Genomic DNA, 15,890 nt, shown 5'->3' with positions numbered 1-15,890 from the left:
GACTCAGACTCGCGGTGTCGGCAGGCGGGGCGGATTGGGCCGGGTGAACAGGCGGCCCTGTTCACCCCAGAGGACCAGCATCAGCGCGGCAAGGCCGCAAATGGCAAAGCCGATAGCCAATGGCTCGGTGGTTCCATCATACATTTGCCCTATCCATGCCCCGATGCCAGCCGCAACGAAGGTGCGGGCGCTGTTCTGAAAACTTGAAGCGCTGCCTGCGACATGGCCGAAGGGTTCCATGGCGATGCTGCTGAAATTGGCCCCGATGAAACCGATCATACTCATGTTGAGCGCGATGAGCAGGATGAACAGCATCATCGGTTCACCCGCGCCCGCCGCCAGCCATTGCAGGAAGGACAGGAGGATGAAGGCGACCAGCGCGGTCTGCGACACGCGGCGGGCGCCGAATTTGAGAACGATCCGGCTGTTCGAGAAATTGGCGATCGCCATCGTTCCCGCCACACTGGCAAAGGCGAGCGGAAAAATGTCAGCACGCCCGAATGTCTCACTGAAAATCTGCTGGCTGCTGTTGAGAAAGCCGAAATTGGCGCCGGCGGCGATGGAACTGCCCAGCATATAGGCCATGGCGCTACGGTGCGTGGCGACAGCCACCCATGTCCGTGCGAGTGAGGCCGGAGCAATTGGTGCGACATCGGCCGGGTCGAGGGTTTCCTCCAGCCGCAGCCCGACCCACACGGCCATGGCCACGCCACCGCCCGCAAGCATCAGGAATATCCACCGCCAATCGACGACAAGCAGGATGCCTTGACCAATGGTCGGGGCGATAATCGGCACTATCATGAAGATCAGGAAGATCATCGACATCAGCTTGGCCATGGCATCGCCCGATGTCCGGTCACGGATGATCGCCTGGCTGACCACACCCATGGCGGCCCCGAACAGGCCATGGATGAAACGGGTGGTCAGCAGCATGGCCCAGCTCGTCGCCAGGCCAGATGCCAGCCCAGCGATGATATATCCGAGCAGGCAGACCATGATGACCCGTTTGCGACCATAGCGGTCAGCCAGCGGTCCATGCACCAGCGAACCGAGAGCCAGTCCTGCGAAGTACAGCGAGATGACATATTGCTGGGCGTTGGCTCCCTGTGCGCCCAGTTCCCGTGCCATCTCCGGCAAGGCAGGCAGCATCGTGTCGATTGCCAGCGCGTTGAGCGCCATGATGGCCGCCATCATGGCGACAAATTCGCGTGATGGCTGGGTCGGGCTGGTGGTTTGCTCGGATGAAGCAGAGGTCTGGGGAGGCATGGAAGTGGCCATGCCACAGCTGATAGTGCCGGGAAACCCGCAACCAGCCAAGCTTTGCCCTCTCGCAAGCTGGGTACAGCCTGCTATGGGGACGCCATGCTGACCAAATCCCCCCTTTCGCTTGTGTTGGCCGTAAGCGCCTTTTCAGTTTCCGTACCGGTCCTTGCCCAAGGGCAGGATGCGGATGCAAGCGACGATGATGAGGTGATCATCGTCACCGCCCTGCCGCCTCCGCCAGCGGCGGGCGCCTATGGCGGCACAATTGTCGACCGCAGCGCAATCAGCGACACGGCTTCGGGGCGCCTGGAGGAAGCTTTGGCCCGCGTGCCTGGATTTCAGCAATTCCGTCGGTCGGACAGCAGGTCGGCCAATGTCTCGGCACAAGGGATCAGCTTGCGCGCCATAGGCGGCAACGCAGCGAGTCGTACCTTGCTGTTGCTTGATGGCGTACCCCAGGCCGATGCCTTTTTCGGTTTCATCCCGTTCAGTTTGCTGCCGGCGGACAGTATCGCATCGGCCCGGGTGACGAAAGGCAGCGGTATCGGTCCCTTTGGTGCTGGAGCCGTTGCCGGGGTGATTGAACTGTCCGCAGTTGCGCCAGCCGAGCGGCCGGCCTTCAGCCTCTCAGCTACGGGGGGCAGCCAGGACGCCCGAATGCTGGCGCTGTCTGCGGCCTTTCCTTTGGGCCAAGGCCATGTTGCCGTCGACCTCAACCATGAAGCCGGCGACGGATTTATGACGACGCCGGTGTCCCAGCGTGTCGCCGCGACTGTGCCAGCCCGTTACCGGGGCGACAGTCTGACCTTGTCGGCGCACGTTCCGGTGAGTGATGGAGTCGACCTGCTGCCGCGGGTTGCGATGTTCCGTGATGACCGTACCTTGCGTTTTGCCGGCGCGGACAATGGTGCTGAAGGGGTCGATGCTTCGCTGCGCCTCCTTGCTCGCGGGCGCTGGCAGCTCGAGGCGCTGACCTGGCTGCAGGCACGGGATTTCTCGAGTATCGTGGTGAGTGCGACCAGCTTCAGGCCGACGCTCAACCAGCGGGCAACGCCAACGACAGGGTGGGGTGGCAAGATAGAGTTGCGACCGCCGGTGGGCCCTGGCCGCCTGGTGCGCTTTGGTGCGGATGTCCGCGGTGCCGATGGCTATGCTGCCGAAGATGTTCTGGCGGCAAGCGGCGTGCGCACGCTGAGTCGGCGTGCGGGTGGGCAGTCCCTGCTGGCAGGGGCTTTTGTCGAGGGCGATCTTGTCCTTGGCGCGCTTGCGGTGACGGGGGGTGGCCGGATCGACCATTGGCGGTTGGATAGTGGTTATGCCCAAGAAGTGCGGCCGGACGGCACTTTCCAGGCGGACAGCCGCTTTGCCGGGCGCCGCGGGACCATCGCCAGCGGCCGCGGCGCCATCGCGTGGACGCTCGCGTCTGGACTCCGCGTGCGGGCGTCTGGCTATACCGGCTTTCGTCTCCCGACACTCAATGAACTCTATCGCGGCTTTACCGTCTTTCCGGTAACAACCCGGGCCAATGCCGCCTTGTCCCCTGAACGGTTGCGTGGTTGGGAAAGCGGATTCGAGTGGTCACCGTCTGATGCACTGCGCTTCGGAGTAACCGCTTTTGACAACCGGCTGGGCGATGCCATCGCCAATGTCACCATTGGCAACAATCTGCGGCAGCGACGCAATGTCCAAGCGATCCGGGCGCGTGGAGTTGAAGCGACGCTGCATGTGGAGCATGGACCGGTTTCGATAGACGGCGGTTGGGCCTGGAGCCATAGCCGGGTGCGGATCGCCCAGGGAGATGTGTCGGCACTGCCGCTCGACGGCCTGAGGCCCGCACAAAGCCCTGCTCATTCAGGATCGCTCAGTATCGCCTGGTCCACCGGCGGCTGGCGTGCCCAGATCGGGATTCGACATGTCGGAGCCCAGTTTGAGGATGATCGCAACAGCGACATTTTGCCAGCCGCGACCACTGTTGACGCGCTTGTCCGGGTGCCGATCCGCCAAGGCCTGACGCTCAGTTTGCGAGGCGAAAACCTGTTTGACGAGAAGGTGGTTACCCGCAACGCTGCGGGTTCGATTGATCTTGGTACCCCTCGCACCCTGTGGCTCGCATTGCGCTGGGCCCTCGACTGATTGCGTTTGTTACGACACAGTCTTGCGACAATCAGGGCGTAAACTCTCGTAGAATTCGCTGCAAAGGGGTCGGGAAACGTGGAAAGTGGACAATATTCGCGGGTTGCCCGCTGGCTGCACTGGGGCATGGCCCTTTTGATTATCGGCAATCTGGCTGGCGGATTGTTGCACGATATTGCCCCGCAACAGATCATGCCGCTGCACAAGGCTAATGGTATCCTGCTGTTGGCCCTTGCCATTGTCCGCATTGGCTGGCGGCTGACGCACAAGGGTCCCGACTGGCCGGACAGCCTGTCAGCTGGCGCGCGACGTCTGTCGTCTTTAACCCATGCCATGCTCTATGGTTTGATGGTGCTGATTCCCCTGTCGGGCTGGATCATGTCGTCTGCCAGCGATCGGCCAATCAGCTTCTTCGGCCTGTTTGACGTACCCAAATTTGCCGTGACCAAGGAAGACCTGATTGCCGGGATCAGCCATGAGGGGCATGAAATATTGGCGTTCATGATGATCGCCCTCTTGGTGCTGCATATCGCGGCTGCCCTGCGCCATCATTTCATCCTGAAGGATGGCATCATGGCCCGTATGCTGGGCTGACACGTCAGGCCAGCAGACCTTATGTCCTCCAATCGACGCCAGATGTCTGTTGCCCATCACGCACTTCGATGATGCGCCGGGCAGAAGGGCCAGACAGATTGGCCGGCAGATCGTCCAAGGGAAACCATGCTGCTTCGGCAATTTCCCGCCCGTCAGCCACAGGGCGGGCACCAGCTGCTGCCCTGCCCACATAGACGTGAATATGATTGCGCGCGCCATGGGCCGCATCGACAAAGGCGCCATGAAGGCAAAGCGGGCCGGCCAGCTCAACTCCGGTTTCTTCGACCACCTCCCGTGCCGCTGCCAAGGCAGGGTCCTCATGGAGCTGATAGCCGCCCCCTGGCAGCATATAGAGGTCACGCATGGCATAGGTGTGCCGCACAAGGAGGACTTCGCGCCGGTCATTAAGGATAATGGCCTTTGTCCCATACACATTGGGTCGCCGCACGCGCCACCACAGCAGGCGCAGACTATGGGCAAGGGTGTAGGCGGCGGTGCGCAGATTCACGGAGTGGCCAAGGCGCGCTGCATCATGACAATGTCAAGCCAGCGACCGAATTTATGACCGACGCGGTGCAGTCGTCCGGCATGGCGAAAACCAAGGGAGGCGTGAAGCGCAATGGAAGCGGGCTCAGCGCCCCCGATAACGGCGATCATTTCGTGGAGCCCCTGGCTGCGGCTCTGGTCGATGACTGCACCCAACAAAGCCCGGCCGGCCCCGCGCCGATGATGGGCCGGATCGACATATATGCTGTCTTCGCACGTGCCCGCGTAAGCGGCACGCTCACGAAACGGAGCGGCATAGGCATAGCCGATGATCAAGGCATCCCGTTCGGCAACCATTACCGGAAAACCCTGGCGCTGCAGCGCGGCAAATTTCCCTGATAGATAGGCTTCGTCGGGCGGTTCTATGTCAAAGGTAGCCGTACCATGCAGCACATGGTGCCGATAGATGGCTGTGACCCGGGCCATATCTGCCGATTGTGCCGGACGCACAATCACCGCTTCAGACGTCGAGATTGGCGACGTTCAGCGCATTTTCCTGGATGAAGTCGCGCCGTGGCTCGACATCATCGCCCATCAGGCGACTGAACACCTCATCTGTGAGATCGGCTGTTTCGGATTCAACCTGCAAGAGCGAGCGATTGGCCGGGTCGAGCGTCGTTTCCCACAATTGTTCGGCGTTCATTTCGCCCAGCCCCTTGTAGCGGCTGATCGACAACCCCTTGCGACCAAAGGCGAGAATGGCGTCGAGCAGTTCGATCGGCCGGGTGATGCTGCTGCCATCCTTGGTTGAGGCGGGCGCGGGCGCAGCGGCGTTTGCATCCTCGTCACCTTCGTCGCTGACCGGCTCTTCGACGGCGGCGACGGCATTCAATGCCACCAGCCGTCCCGGACGGGCATAGGTGTCACCCACTTCCGCCATCAGCGCCGCCAGCTTGCGCGCCTCGGCAGAGGCGGCAAAACCGGGTTCGATGACATGATGGTCGGTCACGCCGCGCCAGCGCCGCTGAATGTGGAAACCGCCTTCTTCGGTCACGTCGACCGTCCAGCGGCCATCATCGCCGGCTGAGGCTTCGCCCGCTTCGAGCCATTGCGCGGCGCGGGCAGCTGCCTGTGCGCGTGCATCGGGCGTAAGGTCGGCAGCCAATGCGCCATTGAGCGCCAGTGCTTCGACCAGCGCCGGATCATAACGGCGCGGCACATAGCGCATCAGCGTCCGCATCCGCCGGGCATGGTCGACAAGATTGCGCAGGTCGTTGCCGCTGCGCGGTCCCTCACCGCTGTCAAAGCGCAGCGCATCAATGCCGGCATCGACCAGATATTGGTCAAGCGCGGCATCATCCTTGAGATAGACTTCGGAGCGGCCCTTGCTCACCTTGTAGAGTGGCGGCTGGGCAATGTAGAGATAGCCGCCTTCGATGATCTGCGGCATTTGCCGGTAGAAGAAAGTGAGCAAAAGCGTGCGGATATGCGCGCCATCGACATCAGCATCGGTCATGATGACAATCTTGTGATAGCGCAGCTTGTCGATGCTGAACTCGTCGCGAATGCCGGTCCCCAGCGCCTGAATGAGCGTGCCCACTTCCTTGGATCCGATGATACGGTCAAAGCGTGCGCGCTCGACGTTGAGGATCTTGCCTTTGAGCGGCAAGATAGCCTGATAATGGCTGTCGCGACCCTGCTTGGCTGAACCGCCAGCGGAATCACCTTCGACAAGGAAGAGTTCTGACTTGGCCGGGTCCTTCTCGGCACAGTCGTGCAGCTTGCCGGGCAGGCTGGCGATGTCCATCGCCCCCTTGCGCCGGGTCAGTTCACGGGCCTTGCGCGCCGCCTCGCGGGCCGCGGCGGCGTCTATCACCTTGCCGACCACCTGCCGGGCCAACTGGGGGTTTTCCTCAAGCCACTGGTCAAGCTTGTCGCTCATCAGGCTTTCGAGCGGCTGGCGCACTTCGCTGCTGACCAGCTTGTCCTTGGTCTGGCTGCTGAACTTGGGGTCCGCGAGCTTGACCGACACGATTGCGGTCAGGCCCTCGCGCATGTCCTCGCCCGACAGGCTGACCTTCTCCTTCTTGAGCAGGCCCGACCGTTCGGCATAATTGTTGAGCGTCCGCGTCAGGGCGGCCCGGAAGGCGGCGAGGTGGGTGCCCCCGTCGCGCTGGGGGATGTTGTTGGTGAACGCGAGGACATTCTCGTAATAGCTGTCATTCCATTCGAGCGCGACGTCGATGCCGACGCCATCGCGCATCGCCGAAATGGCGATGGGGTCCTGCAACAGCGGGGTCTTGTTGCGGTCGAGCCATTTGACGAAGGCGGCGATCCCGCCTTCGTAATACATGTCTACTTCCTTGCGCTCCTCGTGCCGGGCGTCGGCAAGGATCACGCGGACGCCCGAATTGAGGAAGGCGAGTTCGCGATAGCGATGCTCGAGCTTGTCAAAATCAAATTCGGTGACGTTCTTGAACGTCTCGGTCGATGCAAGGAAGGTCACGCGGGTTCCGCGCTTGGGTGCGCCATCTACGACTGGTGCTTCGCCGCGTTCGATCAGCGGGGCTTCGGCATCACCATGCCGGAAACGCATCCAATATTCCCGGCCGTTGCGCCAGACGGTCAGCTCGAGCCATTCCGACAAGGCGTTGACCACCGATACGCCAACGCCGTGCAAGCCGCCGGAGACCTTGTAGGCATTGCCTTCGGTGGTGTTCTCGAACTTCCCGCCTGCGTGCAGCTGGGTCATGATCACTTCTGCCGCCGACACGCCTTCTTCGGCATGCATGTCGACCGGAATGCCGCGACCATTGTCTTCGACCGAGACCGATCCGTCGGGGTTCAGCTGGATCAGGACGCGGTCTGCATGGCCGGCCAGGGCCTCGTCAATCGAATTGTCCGATACCTCGAACACCATATGGTGCAGGCCCGAACCATCGTCCGTGTCGCCGATATACATCCCTGGACGCTTGCGGACGGCATCCAGGCCTTTGAGAACCTTGATCGAATCCGCGCCATAGCTGGCATTGCCAGTGGCGCCGTTCCCGGAGGTGTCATTGCTGTTTTCAGGGGTGTCGTTCATGCTCCAGCCTATAGGGAATCGGTGCCGAAAACCCAAGCGAAAAGCCAGAGGTCCATCATGAGGCCGTCCGCGCTGTGGCCTTGCGGGACGCGCGGCAAGGCACTACCCTCGGCGATATGACTTTGACTTATCCAGTTCGCCTTGCCTTCGCCCCTCTTGCCTTTGGGCTCATGCTCGCCGCTTGTTCAGGAGGGGAGGATCCAGCGGTGCTGGAAGCGAGCGATGTAGCGCTTAAAGGTGTGGAGAGCGAAGAAGGGATGGTTCCCATCGCCGCACGTGCGGTGCGTATCGGCCTCGAAGGCAGGAACCAGCCGGCGTGTGCTCCCCTCACAACTATGAATGGTGCGCTCGAAGTGCGTTGGAGCAACAGCGCCGAGGGTCCTGTCAAGACGAGGGTCAGCGGTGACGTGGCCGCCTGTGAAACCGACGGTGACTGGACAGGTATTGTCTTTCCCGCAGCGGGACAGGACATGGACGAGTGTGCCGTGGGCCGCACTGTGAACAGTCCGCGCGAATATCAGGGACCGTGCCGGTGGGGCTGGGTCGAAAGCGCCAAGCTTGCAACGCCTGCGCGTTGATCACAGGCAGGGTGGCGGCGCGAGTGCGCAGCCACTTTGATCCGTCAATCTGTCAAAGGACCGAGGCGGCGGAATTCAAATCACCGCCGCCTCCGTTTTCCTGATCGATGCCTTGGATCAGAAGCTTTCGCCTTTTTCTGCCTTGGCACGAAGCAGGGGCGAAACCTCGATGCCTTGCGCGTCAAGCGAAGCGACGATCTTGCCAAGCCCTTCGAGCCCCGCCCAGAACATCGGGCCGCCGCGATAGACCGGCCAGCCATAGCCATAGATCCACACGACATCGATGTCGCTGGCCCGCTGTGCCTTGCCTTCCTCGAGGATTTTCGCGCCTTCATTGACCATCGGATAGATGGTGCGCTCAATGATTTCCTGCGTCGTCACCTCGCGCTTGGCGAGGTTTGATTTGGAGCGGAAGTCCTCGATGATGGCATTGGCTTCGGCGCTGACGGTGCGGTTGCGTCTTTCGTCATAGTCGTAAAACCCTTTGCCATTCTTCTGGCCAAAGCGGCCAGCGGCGCAAAAGGCATCACGCAGCGTTTCGATCCTGCTCGGGTCACGGTGCCAGCCAATGTCGAGCCCGGCGAGGTCGGACATCTGGAACGGACCCATCGGCATGCCGAAATCGAGATGGACCTGGTCAATCTGGTCGGGCAGGGCACCTTCCATGAGGAGGGCATTGGCCGGTATCTGCCGCTGGCTGAGCATGCGGTTGCCGATGAATCCATGGCAGACACCCGCGACCACGGCGACCTTGCCGATCTTCTTGCCGATCGCCATCGCGGTCGCGAGCACGTCGGGCGCGGTGGCATCGCCACGGACAACTTCGAGCAATTTCATGACGTTGGCGGGCGAGAAAAAGTGCATGCCGAGCACATCGGCCGGCCGTTTGGTGGCCGATGCAATCTCGTTGACGTCGAGATAGCTGGTGTTGCTGGCCAGGATCGCACCGGGCTTTGCAATGGCGTCCAGCTTGCCGAACAGTTCCTTCTTGACGTCCATATTCTCATAGACGGCTTCGATGATCAGGTCGCAGTCAGCAAGGTCTTCGAGGCTGAGCGACGGGGTGAGCAGGCCCATCATCGCCTCCACCTGTTCGGGTTTGAACCGGCCCTTGGCGGCGCTCGCCTCGTAATTCTTGCGGATGACGCCGACGCCACGGTCGAGATTTTCCTGGACCATTTCGATGATGGTCACCGGAATGCCCTTTTGGAGGAAATTCATGGTGATGCCGCCGCCCATCGTGCCCGCACCGATCACGCCGACCTTGCTGATGCCGCGCAGTTGCACATCCTTGGGCAGGCCGTCGATCTTGGCAGCCTGACGCTCGGCAAAGAACATGTAGCGCTGCGCCGCTGACTGGCTTCCGCTCATCAGCTTGGTGAACTCGGTGCGCTCAAACTTGAGGCCTTCGTCAAACGGCAGGCGGGTCGCCGCCTCGACGCAGGCGAGGTTGGCATAGGGCGCGTCAAAGCCCTTCCACTTGCGGGCATTGGCGGATTTCAGTTTCTCGATAACGGCCACGTCGCCGGTAACCGGCCGGTCGCGAGTCGGCCGCGGACCCATGGCGATGGCTTCACGGGCAAAGGCAATGGCATCGGCAGCCAGGCTGTCCTCGCCTGCCAGACGATCAACCAAGCCCACTTCGGCGGCCTTCTTGGCCGACAGCGGTTCACCACCTGACACCATCTCGGCCGCCATTTCGACGCCGACGATGCGCGGCAGGCGCTGGGTGCCACCGGCTCCGGGCAGCAGGCCCAGCTTGACTTCGGGCACGCCGAGCTTGGCCGAGGGCACGGCAACGCGATAATGACAGACCAGCGCGGTTTCGAGACCGCCGCCCAGCGCCGTGCCGTGGATAGCGGCGACCACCGGCTTGGTCGCCTGTTCGATGCTGTTGAGCACCGCGTTGAAATCGGGGCCTTGCGGTGCCTTGCCAAATTCGGTGATGTCTGCGCCGGCGATGAAGGTCGCCCCGTCGCAGCGCAGCACGATCGCCTTTACGCTATCGTCGGCCAGTGCTTCGGCGAACTTGTCTGACAGACCCTGACGGACATGCCAGGACAGGGCATTGACCGGCGGATTGTTGACGATGACGACATAGACTTCGCCATCGCGGGCAGAGGTGACGCTTTGCGGCATATCGGACATGGTGGACTCCTTGAAGGAAAAGGCCCGCTGACGCGGGCGCAAAGGGGATCAGGCGGCCAGCGCTGCGTAGATCATCGTCTTGATCTCGCGACGGACGGGATAGGTTGAGGAGGGCATCAGCTGGGTCATGAACACCATGGTGATGTCCTCGACCGGATCGACGAAAAAGGCGGTCGAGAACATGCCGCCCCAGTAAAATTCGCCCGCACTGCCGGGAATCATGGTCAGGTGCGGGGCCATGTTGCAGGCAAAGCCGAGCCCGAAGCCGACACCGGCATTCTCCGCCTCGCTGAACAGGGATTTCGACATTTGCGTCAGGTCGGCATTGCCGGGCAGATGGTTGGCAGTCATCAGTTCGAGCGTCTTGGGGCTGAGGATCTGGATGCCGTCCAGCGCGCCACCATTGACCAGCATTCGGCAGAACCGGTGGTAATCCCCTATGGTGGAGGCGAGTCCGCCACCGCCCGACTGCATCTTGCCATCCTTGGCCCAGCGGCTTTCGGCGCCACTGTCGAACGGCTGCATCTTGTGCACCGGGTGAAAGGCATAGGCGTCGGCCATGCGGTGCAGCTTGTCCTGCGGCACCTGAAAAAATGTGTCGGTCATGCCCAGCGGGTCAAAAATGCGCTCCTTGAACACATCGCCGAGCGGCTTGCCCTCAATCCGCTGGATCACCGCGCCGAGCACATCGGTCGATACACCATAGTTCCATGACGTGCCCGGATCGAATTCAAGCGGGATCTTCGCCAGTTCGGCGATAAATTCATCCAGGCTGCGGGGGCTCTGGAAATCGTCGATCTTGTGCTTGCGATAGGCGGCGTCGACCGGACTGCGTTCCTGAAAGCCATAGGTCAGGCCGCTGGTGTGGCGCAGCAGGTCGATCATCTTCATCTCGCTCGCGGGACGGCGTGTGACAAAGGGGACATTGCCGCCACCGGCCTGGAACACGCCGGTTTCGGCAAATTCGGGCAGGAAGCTGGCCACGCTGTGCGACAGGGCGACCTTGCCCTCCTCCACCAGCTGCATGAAGGTCACCGATGTGATCGGCTTGGTCATGCTGGCGATGCGATAGATGGTATCCTCGGCCAGTGGCTGTCCCTGCCGGGCTTCACCCTGCAGCGACAGATGGGCAATCTCGTCTCCCCGGCCGATCAGCAGGGCCGCATGCGGAAAACGTCCGCTGTCGAGATATTTGCTCTTGAGAAAGGCGGGTATGCGTTCCAGCCGGTCGGGCAAAAATCCCAATTCGGCCGGATCGCCAATGGAAAGCGTCATGGGCGAAATCTCCTCAATCGGGTGCGTTTGCCGCGATCCGGTTCAACTGGCCGGGCGGCCAAATTCCTGTTTGCTTACCGGATGCGAACTGGACAGGCCGCCATCCACCACCAGCGCATGGCCGTTGACATAAGAGGACCGGTCCGAAGCCAGGAATAACGCGGCCTCGGCAATTTCGTTAGGTTGGCCACCCCGCCGCAGGGGATTGAGCTGGCCTATCCGGTCTTCGCGCCCGCGCTCACGAACCATGTCATAAATCGGCTTGGTCATGCCGGTTTCAATCAGGCCGGGACAAATGGCATTGACCCGTACGCCGCTGGTCGAAAGCATCTGCGCCGAAGTTTGGACGAGATTGATCACACCGGCCTTGGACGCCGAATAGGCAGGGCCACCTGCACCGGAACGAAGGCCGGCGACGCTGGCGGTGCAGATGATACTGCCGCGCTTGGCCTCCGCCATCACCCGGCCGGCATATTTGATTGCCAGGAACGGCCCGATCAGATTGACGCGCAAAATCTCTGCCCAGTCGCTGGCGTCCTGATCGAACAGGCCCTTCCATCCGCCCGAAATCCCGGCGTTGGCGTAAAAGGCGTCGATCCGTCCATGACGGGCGACAACATCCTCGACCAGTTGCGCGACTGACTGCTCGTCACCAGCGTCACAGCGGGCGACTTCGATACGGCCGCCGCCAAGGCGGGCGGTATGATCGACACCGTCGGTGACATCGACGGCGATGACATGCGCGCCATGGTCAGCGAACAACAGGCTGGTCGCCTGACCGATCCCGCTGCCGGCACCGGTGACGATGGCAATGCGGCCGTCCAGATCATGCCCCATCATTCGGCTCCGGCGGCAACGGCAAAGGCCCAGGCCCGGTCGGCCAGCGGTTGGACCCGGTCCGACATGTCCTTGGCCTGCGCCGAATTGGCGGTGCCGTCGATGACCCGCTTCTTGATTCCCTGCATGATCCCGGCGAGCCGGAAGAAGTTGTAAGCAAAATACCAGTTCATATCGGGCAGGCTGTCGCGGTTGGTCGCGGCGCAATAGCGTTCAACCATTTCATCCAGTTCGGGAATGCCCAGCGCCTTGCGGTCAAGGTCGGCGACACCCGAACGGCCGCCATTGTCGGTCACCCACGCCATGGCGACATAGGTGAAGTCCGCGAGCGGATCGCCCAGCGTCGACAATTCCCAGTCAAGAACCGCCAGCACCTTGGCATCATCCTTGGCAAAGATCATGTTGTCGATGCGGTAATCGCCATGGACAACGCTGGTCCGGGTCTGCTCGGGCAGTGTGGCCGGCAGCCAATTGATCAGCTTTTCCATCGAATCCATGGTTTCGGTTTCCGAAAGGCGATATTGCTTGGTCCAGCGATCGACCTGCCGTCCGAAATAGTTGCCGGGTTTGCCGAATTCCGACAGGCCGGCCTTTTCGACATCGACATTGTGCAGCGCCGCCAGCGTGTCGATCATCTCATTATAGATGGCGCGGCGCTGGTCCGGCGTTGAACCAGGCAGCGACCCATCCCAGATCGTCCGGCCATTGACCATGCCCATGACATAGAACCATGCACCCAGCACGCTGTCATCGGTGCACAAGCCAAAGGGGCGGGCGACGGGAAAGCCGGTCGGGTAGAGGCCGGCGATCGCCTTATACTCACGGTCAACCGCATGGGCCGAAGGGAGCAGCGGGCCGAACGGCTTGCGTCGCAACACATAGCTGCCCGACGGCGCGTCGATCCGGTAGGTTGGGTTCGACTGGCCGCCGGCAAACTTGCTCTGGGTCAGCGGGCCAACAAAACCTTCGACATGGGTTTCCATCCAAGCCGTCAGCTTCGCCTCGTCCAGCCTGTCGCTGCCCTCCGGCGCGATTGTCCGGTTGAACAGGGCTTCGGCGTCGATCGGGGTGGTCGTCTCGCTCATTGGTCGAACACGATCACGCTGCGCGCGCTGTCACCACGCTTCATCTTGTCAAAGCCTTCGTTGATCGCCTCCAGCGGGATGCGTTCGGCAATGATGGTGTCAAGGTCGAGCAGGCCGCGCATGTAGAAATCGACCAGACGCGGAATATCGACCGGGAAGCGGTTGCCGCCCATGATCGCGCCTTGCAGTTTTTTGCCTGACAAAAGGTCCATGGCGCCAAGGCCGACCTTTTCGGCGAGCGGCATCATGCCGAGGATGGTCGCTGTGCCGCCGCGCCGCAGCACGTTGACCGCCAGCTGTGCAGATGCCGGACGCCCGACAGCCTCAATGGCATGATCGACGCCGCCCTTGGTCATCTCGACAATCTGCGCTGCCGCACCATCAGCCAGCGCATCGACGGTGTCGGTGGCGCCCAGCTTCATGGCGAGTTCGCGCTTCTCCGGCATCGGGTCGGCGGCAATGATCCGCCCCGCACCCGCGATCTTCGCGGCATTGATGGTGGCGAGACCCACGCCGCCGCAGCCGACGACGGCGACGGTTTCACCCGGTGTCACCTTGCAGGCGTTGAAGATGGTGCCCGCACCTGTTGTCACGGCACAGCCGATCACGGCTGCGCGATCGAGCGGCATCTCGGGGTCAATTGCGACACAGGCATGCTCGTGGATCAGCATCATTTCTGCAAAGGCCGAGAGATTGAGCATCTGGTTGACCGGCGTGCCATCGGGTTTGCTCAGACGCGGGGACGATCCCGGTGCCCGGCGGGTGTCGCCGCCCAGGCAAAGCGACATGCGACCGGTAACGCAGAACTCGCAATGCCCGCAGAAGGCTGACAGGCAGGTGACGACCGCGTCGCCCACCTTGACCGTACGGACTTCGCTGCCCACGGCCTCGACGATGCCGGCCGCCTCATGCCCGCCGATACACGGCATGGCATGAGGATAGGCGCCATCAATGAAGTGCAGGTCCGAATGGCACAGACCACAGGCAGCCGTGCGGATCAGCACTTCATGCGGGCCCGGCTTGTCGATGTTGACCTCTTCGACAACCAGCGGCGTCTTCGCCTGATAAAGGACGGCGGCCTTCATCGTGTCACTCCCAGATCGCCCGAGCTGAAGCTGTCCTTGGCGGCCTTCATCGCGTCACGGCCGCCATATTTGCCGAACTCGTTGCGGGCGATCGAACGGGCATGGACCTCATCGGGACCGTCGGCGATGCGCAGTGTACGTTGACCGGCATACATTTTGGCAAGGCCAAAGTCCTCCGAAACGCCGCCGCCGCCGTGCGCCTGGATGGCGTCGTCGATGATCTTGAGCGCCATGTTGGGTGCCTGCACCTTGATCATGGCGATCTCGTTCTGCGCCGTCTTGTTGCCGGCACGATCCATCATGTCGGCGGCTTTGAGGCAGAGCAGGCGGGTCATCTCAATGTCGATACGGGCGCGGGCGACGCGCTCTTCCCACACGCTATACTCGGCCACTGCCTTGCCAAAGGCGACGCGGCTGAGCAGGCGCTTGCACATCCGCTCCAGCGCTTCTTCGGCGACGCCGATGGTGCGCATGCAGTGGTGGATGCGGCCCGGCCCGAGGCGACCCTGGGCGATCTCGAAACCGCGGCCCTCACCGAGCAGCATGGCTTCTTCGGCATTGACGCGCACGTCCTTGAGTTCGATTTCCATATGGCCATGCGGTGCGTCATCATAGCCAAAGACCGGCAGATGGCGCTTGATGTTGATGCCGGGCGTATCCATCGGCACTGCGAGCATCGACTGCTGGCTGTGGCGCGAACCTTCGAAGCTGGTCTTGCCCATGACGATGGCGACCTTGCACCGCGGATCACCCGCGCCTGAAGACCACCATTTCACGCCGTTGATGACATAATCATCGCCGTCGCGGTCGATGCGGCATTCAATGTTGGTCGCGTCAGAGGAGGCGACGGCCGGCTCGGTCATCAGGAAGGCCGAACGGATTTCGCCGTTCATCAGCGGCTTGAGCCACTTTTCCTTTTGCGCCCGGTTGCCGTAGCGGTGGAACACTTCCATGTTCCCGGTGTCCGGCGCGGCACAGTTGAACACTTCGGATGAAAAGCCGACACGGCCCATTTCCTCGGCGCACAGCGCATATTCGACATTGGTCAGGCCCGGCCCTTCAAATTCGAAGGTCTCGTCAACATGGTGGTGATGCGCCTGGCGCGGAGGCATGAACAGGTTCCAGATGCCGGCCGCCTTGGCCTTGGCCTTCAGCTCCTCGACCACCGGGATCACCTTCCACCGGTCACCCGACTTGTCCTGCTCATGATAGGTGGCAATGGCCGGACGGCAGTGGGCATCGATGAACTCGCGCACCCGGCCCTGCCAATATTGCTGCCGATCGCTCAACTGAAAATCCATTGTGCCTCTCCTGTCATCTG

The 15,890-nt window shown here is 61.9% G+C and carries 13 protein-coding genes; 3 read left to right on the top strand and 10 right to left on the bottom strand.

Annotation, left to right across the window (positions count from 1 at the left end; all coding sequences use genetic code 11):
* Positions 1-3: 3 nt before the first annotated feature.
* Entirely contained in the window at positions 4-1,278 is a 1,275-nt protein-coding gene (locus GV829_RS03815; protein WP_246203015.1) for a multidrug effflux MFS transporter, read from the bottom strand.
* 84 nt (positions 1,279-1,362) lie between these two features.
* On the opposite strand from GV829_RS03815, the gene GV829_RS03810 reads away from it, so the two are divergent.
* Together GV829_RS03810 and GV829_RS03805 are read left to right on the top strand one after the other, a co-directional pair.
* Positions 1,363-3,396 carry a TonB-dependent receptor gene (locus GV829_RS03810; protein WP_169943961.1) on the top strand — a complete coding sequence of 678 codons (2,034 nt, stop codon included), beginning with the start codon at positions 1,363-1,365 and terminating at the stop codon, positions 3,394-3,396.
* 78 nt (positions 3,397-3,474) lie between these two features.
* Complete coding sequence (locus GV829_RS03805; protein ID WP_169943959.1) at positions 3,475-3,990, top strand: cytochrome b; 516 nt, start codon at positions 3,475-3,477, stop codon at positions 3,988-3,990.
* 19 nt (positions 3,991-4,009) lie between these two features.
* Here the strand turns inward: GV829_RS03805 and GV829_RS03800 are convergent, their stop codons facing one another.
* From GV829_RS03800 to gyrB, 3 genes are read right to left on the bottom strand one after another with little or no spacing between them, the layout of a single operon-like run.
* Complete coding sequence (locus tag GV829_RS03800; protein WP_169943957.1) at positions 4,010-4,498, bottom strand: NUDIX domain-containing protein; 489 nt, start codon at positions 4,496-4,498, stop codon at positions 4,010-4,012.
* Positions 4,495-4,992, bottom strand: a complete 498-nt coding sequence (locus GV829_RS03795) for a GNAT family N-acetyltransferase (RefSeq protein ID WP_246203014.1) — start codon at positions 4,990-4,992, stop codon at positions 4,495-4,497. Before GV829_RS03795 ends, GV829_RS03800 begins: the two co-directional genes overlap by 4 nt.
* 4 nt (positions 4,993-4,996) lie before the next feature.
* Positions 4,997-7,561, bottom strand: coding sequence for a DNA topoisomerase (ATP-hydrolyzing) subunit B (gene gyrB, locus GV829_RS03790; RefSeq protein WP_169943955.1), 2,565 nt, complete (start codon positions 7,559-7,561; stop codon positions 4,997-4,999).
* 116 nt (positions 7,562-7,677) lie between these two features.
* Here gyrB and GV829_RS03785 point away from each other — a divergent pair, with 116 nt between their 5' ends.
* Positions 7,678-8,139, top strand: coding sequence for a hypothetical protein (locus GV829_RS03785; RefSeq protein WP_169943953.1), 462 nt, complete (start codon positions 7,678-7,680; stop codon positions 8,137-8,139).
* Between the two features lie 117 nt (positions 8,140-8,256).
* Here the strand turns inward: GV829_RS03785 and GV829_RS03780 are convergent, their stop codons facing one another.
* Genes GV829_RS03780 through GV829_RS03755 form a run of 6 tightly spaced genes read right to left on the bottom strand, consistent with a single transcriptional unit; the run spans position 8,257 to position 15,870 of the window.
* Positions 8,257-10,287 (bottom strand): 3-hydroxyacyl-CoA dehydrogenase NAD-binding domain-containing protein, encoded by a 2,031-nt coding sequence (locus GV829_RS03780; RefSeq protein ID WP_169943951.1) that lies wholly within the window; start codon positions 10,285-10,287, stop codon positions 8,257-8,259.
* A 48-nt stretch (positions 10,288-10,335) separates the two neighbouring features.
* Positions 10,336-11,562 carry a serine hydrolase domain-containing protein gene (locus tag GV829_RS03775; RefSeq protein WP_169943949.1) on the bottom strand — a complete coding sequence of 409 codons (1,227 nt, stop codon included), beginning with the start codon at positions 11,560-11,562 and terminating at the stop codon, positions 10,336-10,338.
* Between the two features lie 42 nt (positions 11,563-11,604).
* Positions 11,605-12,399: an SDR family NAD(P)-dependent oxidoreductase gene (locus tag GV829_RS03770; RefSeq protein WP_169947923.1), complete on the bottom strand. Its 795-nt coding sequence runs from the start codon at positions 12,397-12,399 to the stop codon at positions 11,605-11,607.
* On the bottom strand, positions 12,399-13,484 hold the full coding sequence (locus tag GV829_RS03765; RefSeq protein WP_169943947.1) for a phosphotransferase family protein: 1,086 nt from the start codon (positions 13,482-13,484) through the stop codon (positions 12,399-12,401). Before GV829_RS03765 ends, GV829_RS03770 begins: the two co-directional genes overlap by 1 nt.
* On the bottom strand, positions 13,481-14,569 hold the full coding sequence (locus tag GV829_RS03760) for a Zn-dependent alcohol dehydrogenase (protein ID WP_169943945.1): 1,089 nt from the start codon (positions 14,567-14,569) through the stop codon (positions 13,481-13,483). Before GV829_RS03760 ends, GV829_RS03765 begins: the two co-directional genes overlap by 4 nt.
* A complete protein-coding gene (locus GV829_RS03755) occupies positions 14,566-15,870 on the bottom strand; it encodes an acyl-CoA dehydrogenase family protein (RefSeq protein WP_169943943.1) in 1,305 nt (434 codons plus the stop codon). The genes GV829_RS03760 and GV829_RS03755 overlap by 4 nt, the downstream gene beginning before the upstream one ends.
* Between the last annotated feature and the right edge of the window lie 20 nt (positions 15,871-15,890).

This window comes from Sphingomonas lacunae, assembly GCF_012979535.1.
Taxonomy (GTDB): Bacteria; Pseudomonadota; Alphaproteobacteria; order Sphingomonadales; family Sphingomonadaceae; genus Sphingopyxis; species Sphingopyxis lacunae.
This window is presented reverse-complemented; position numbering and strand designations above follow the sequence as displayed.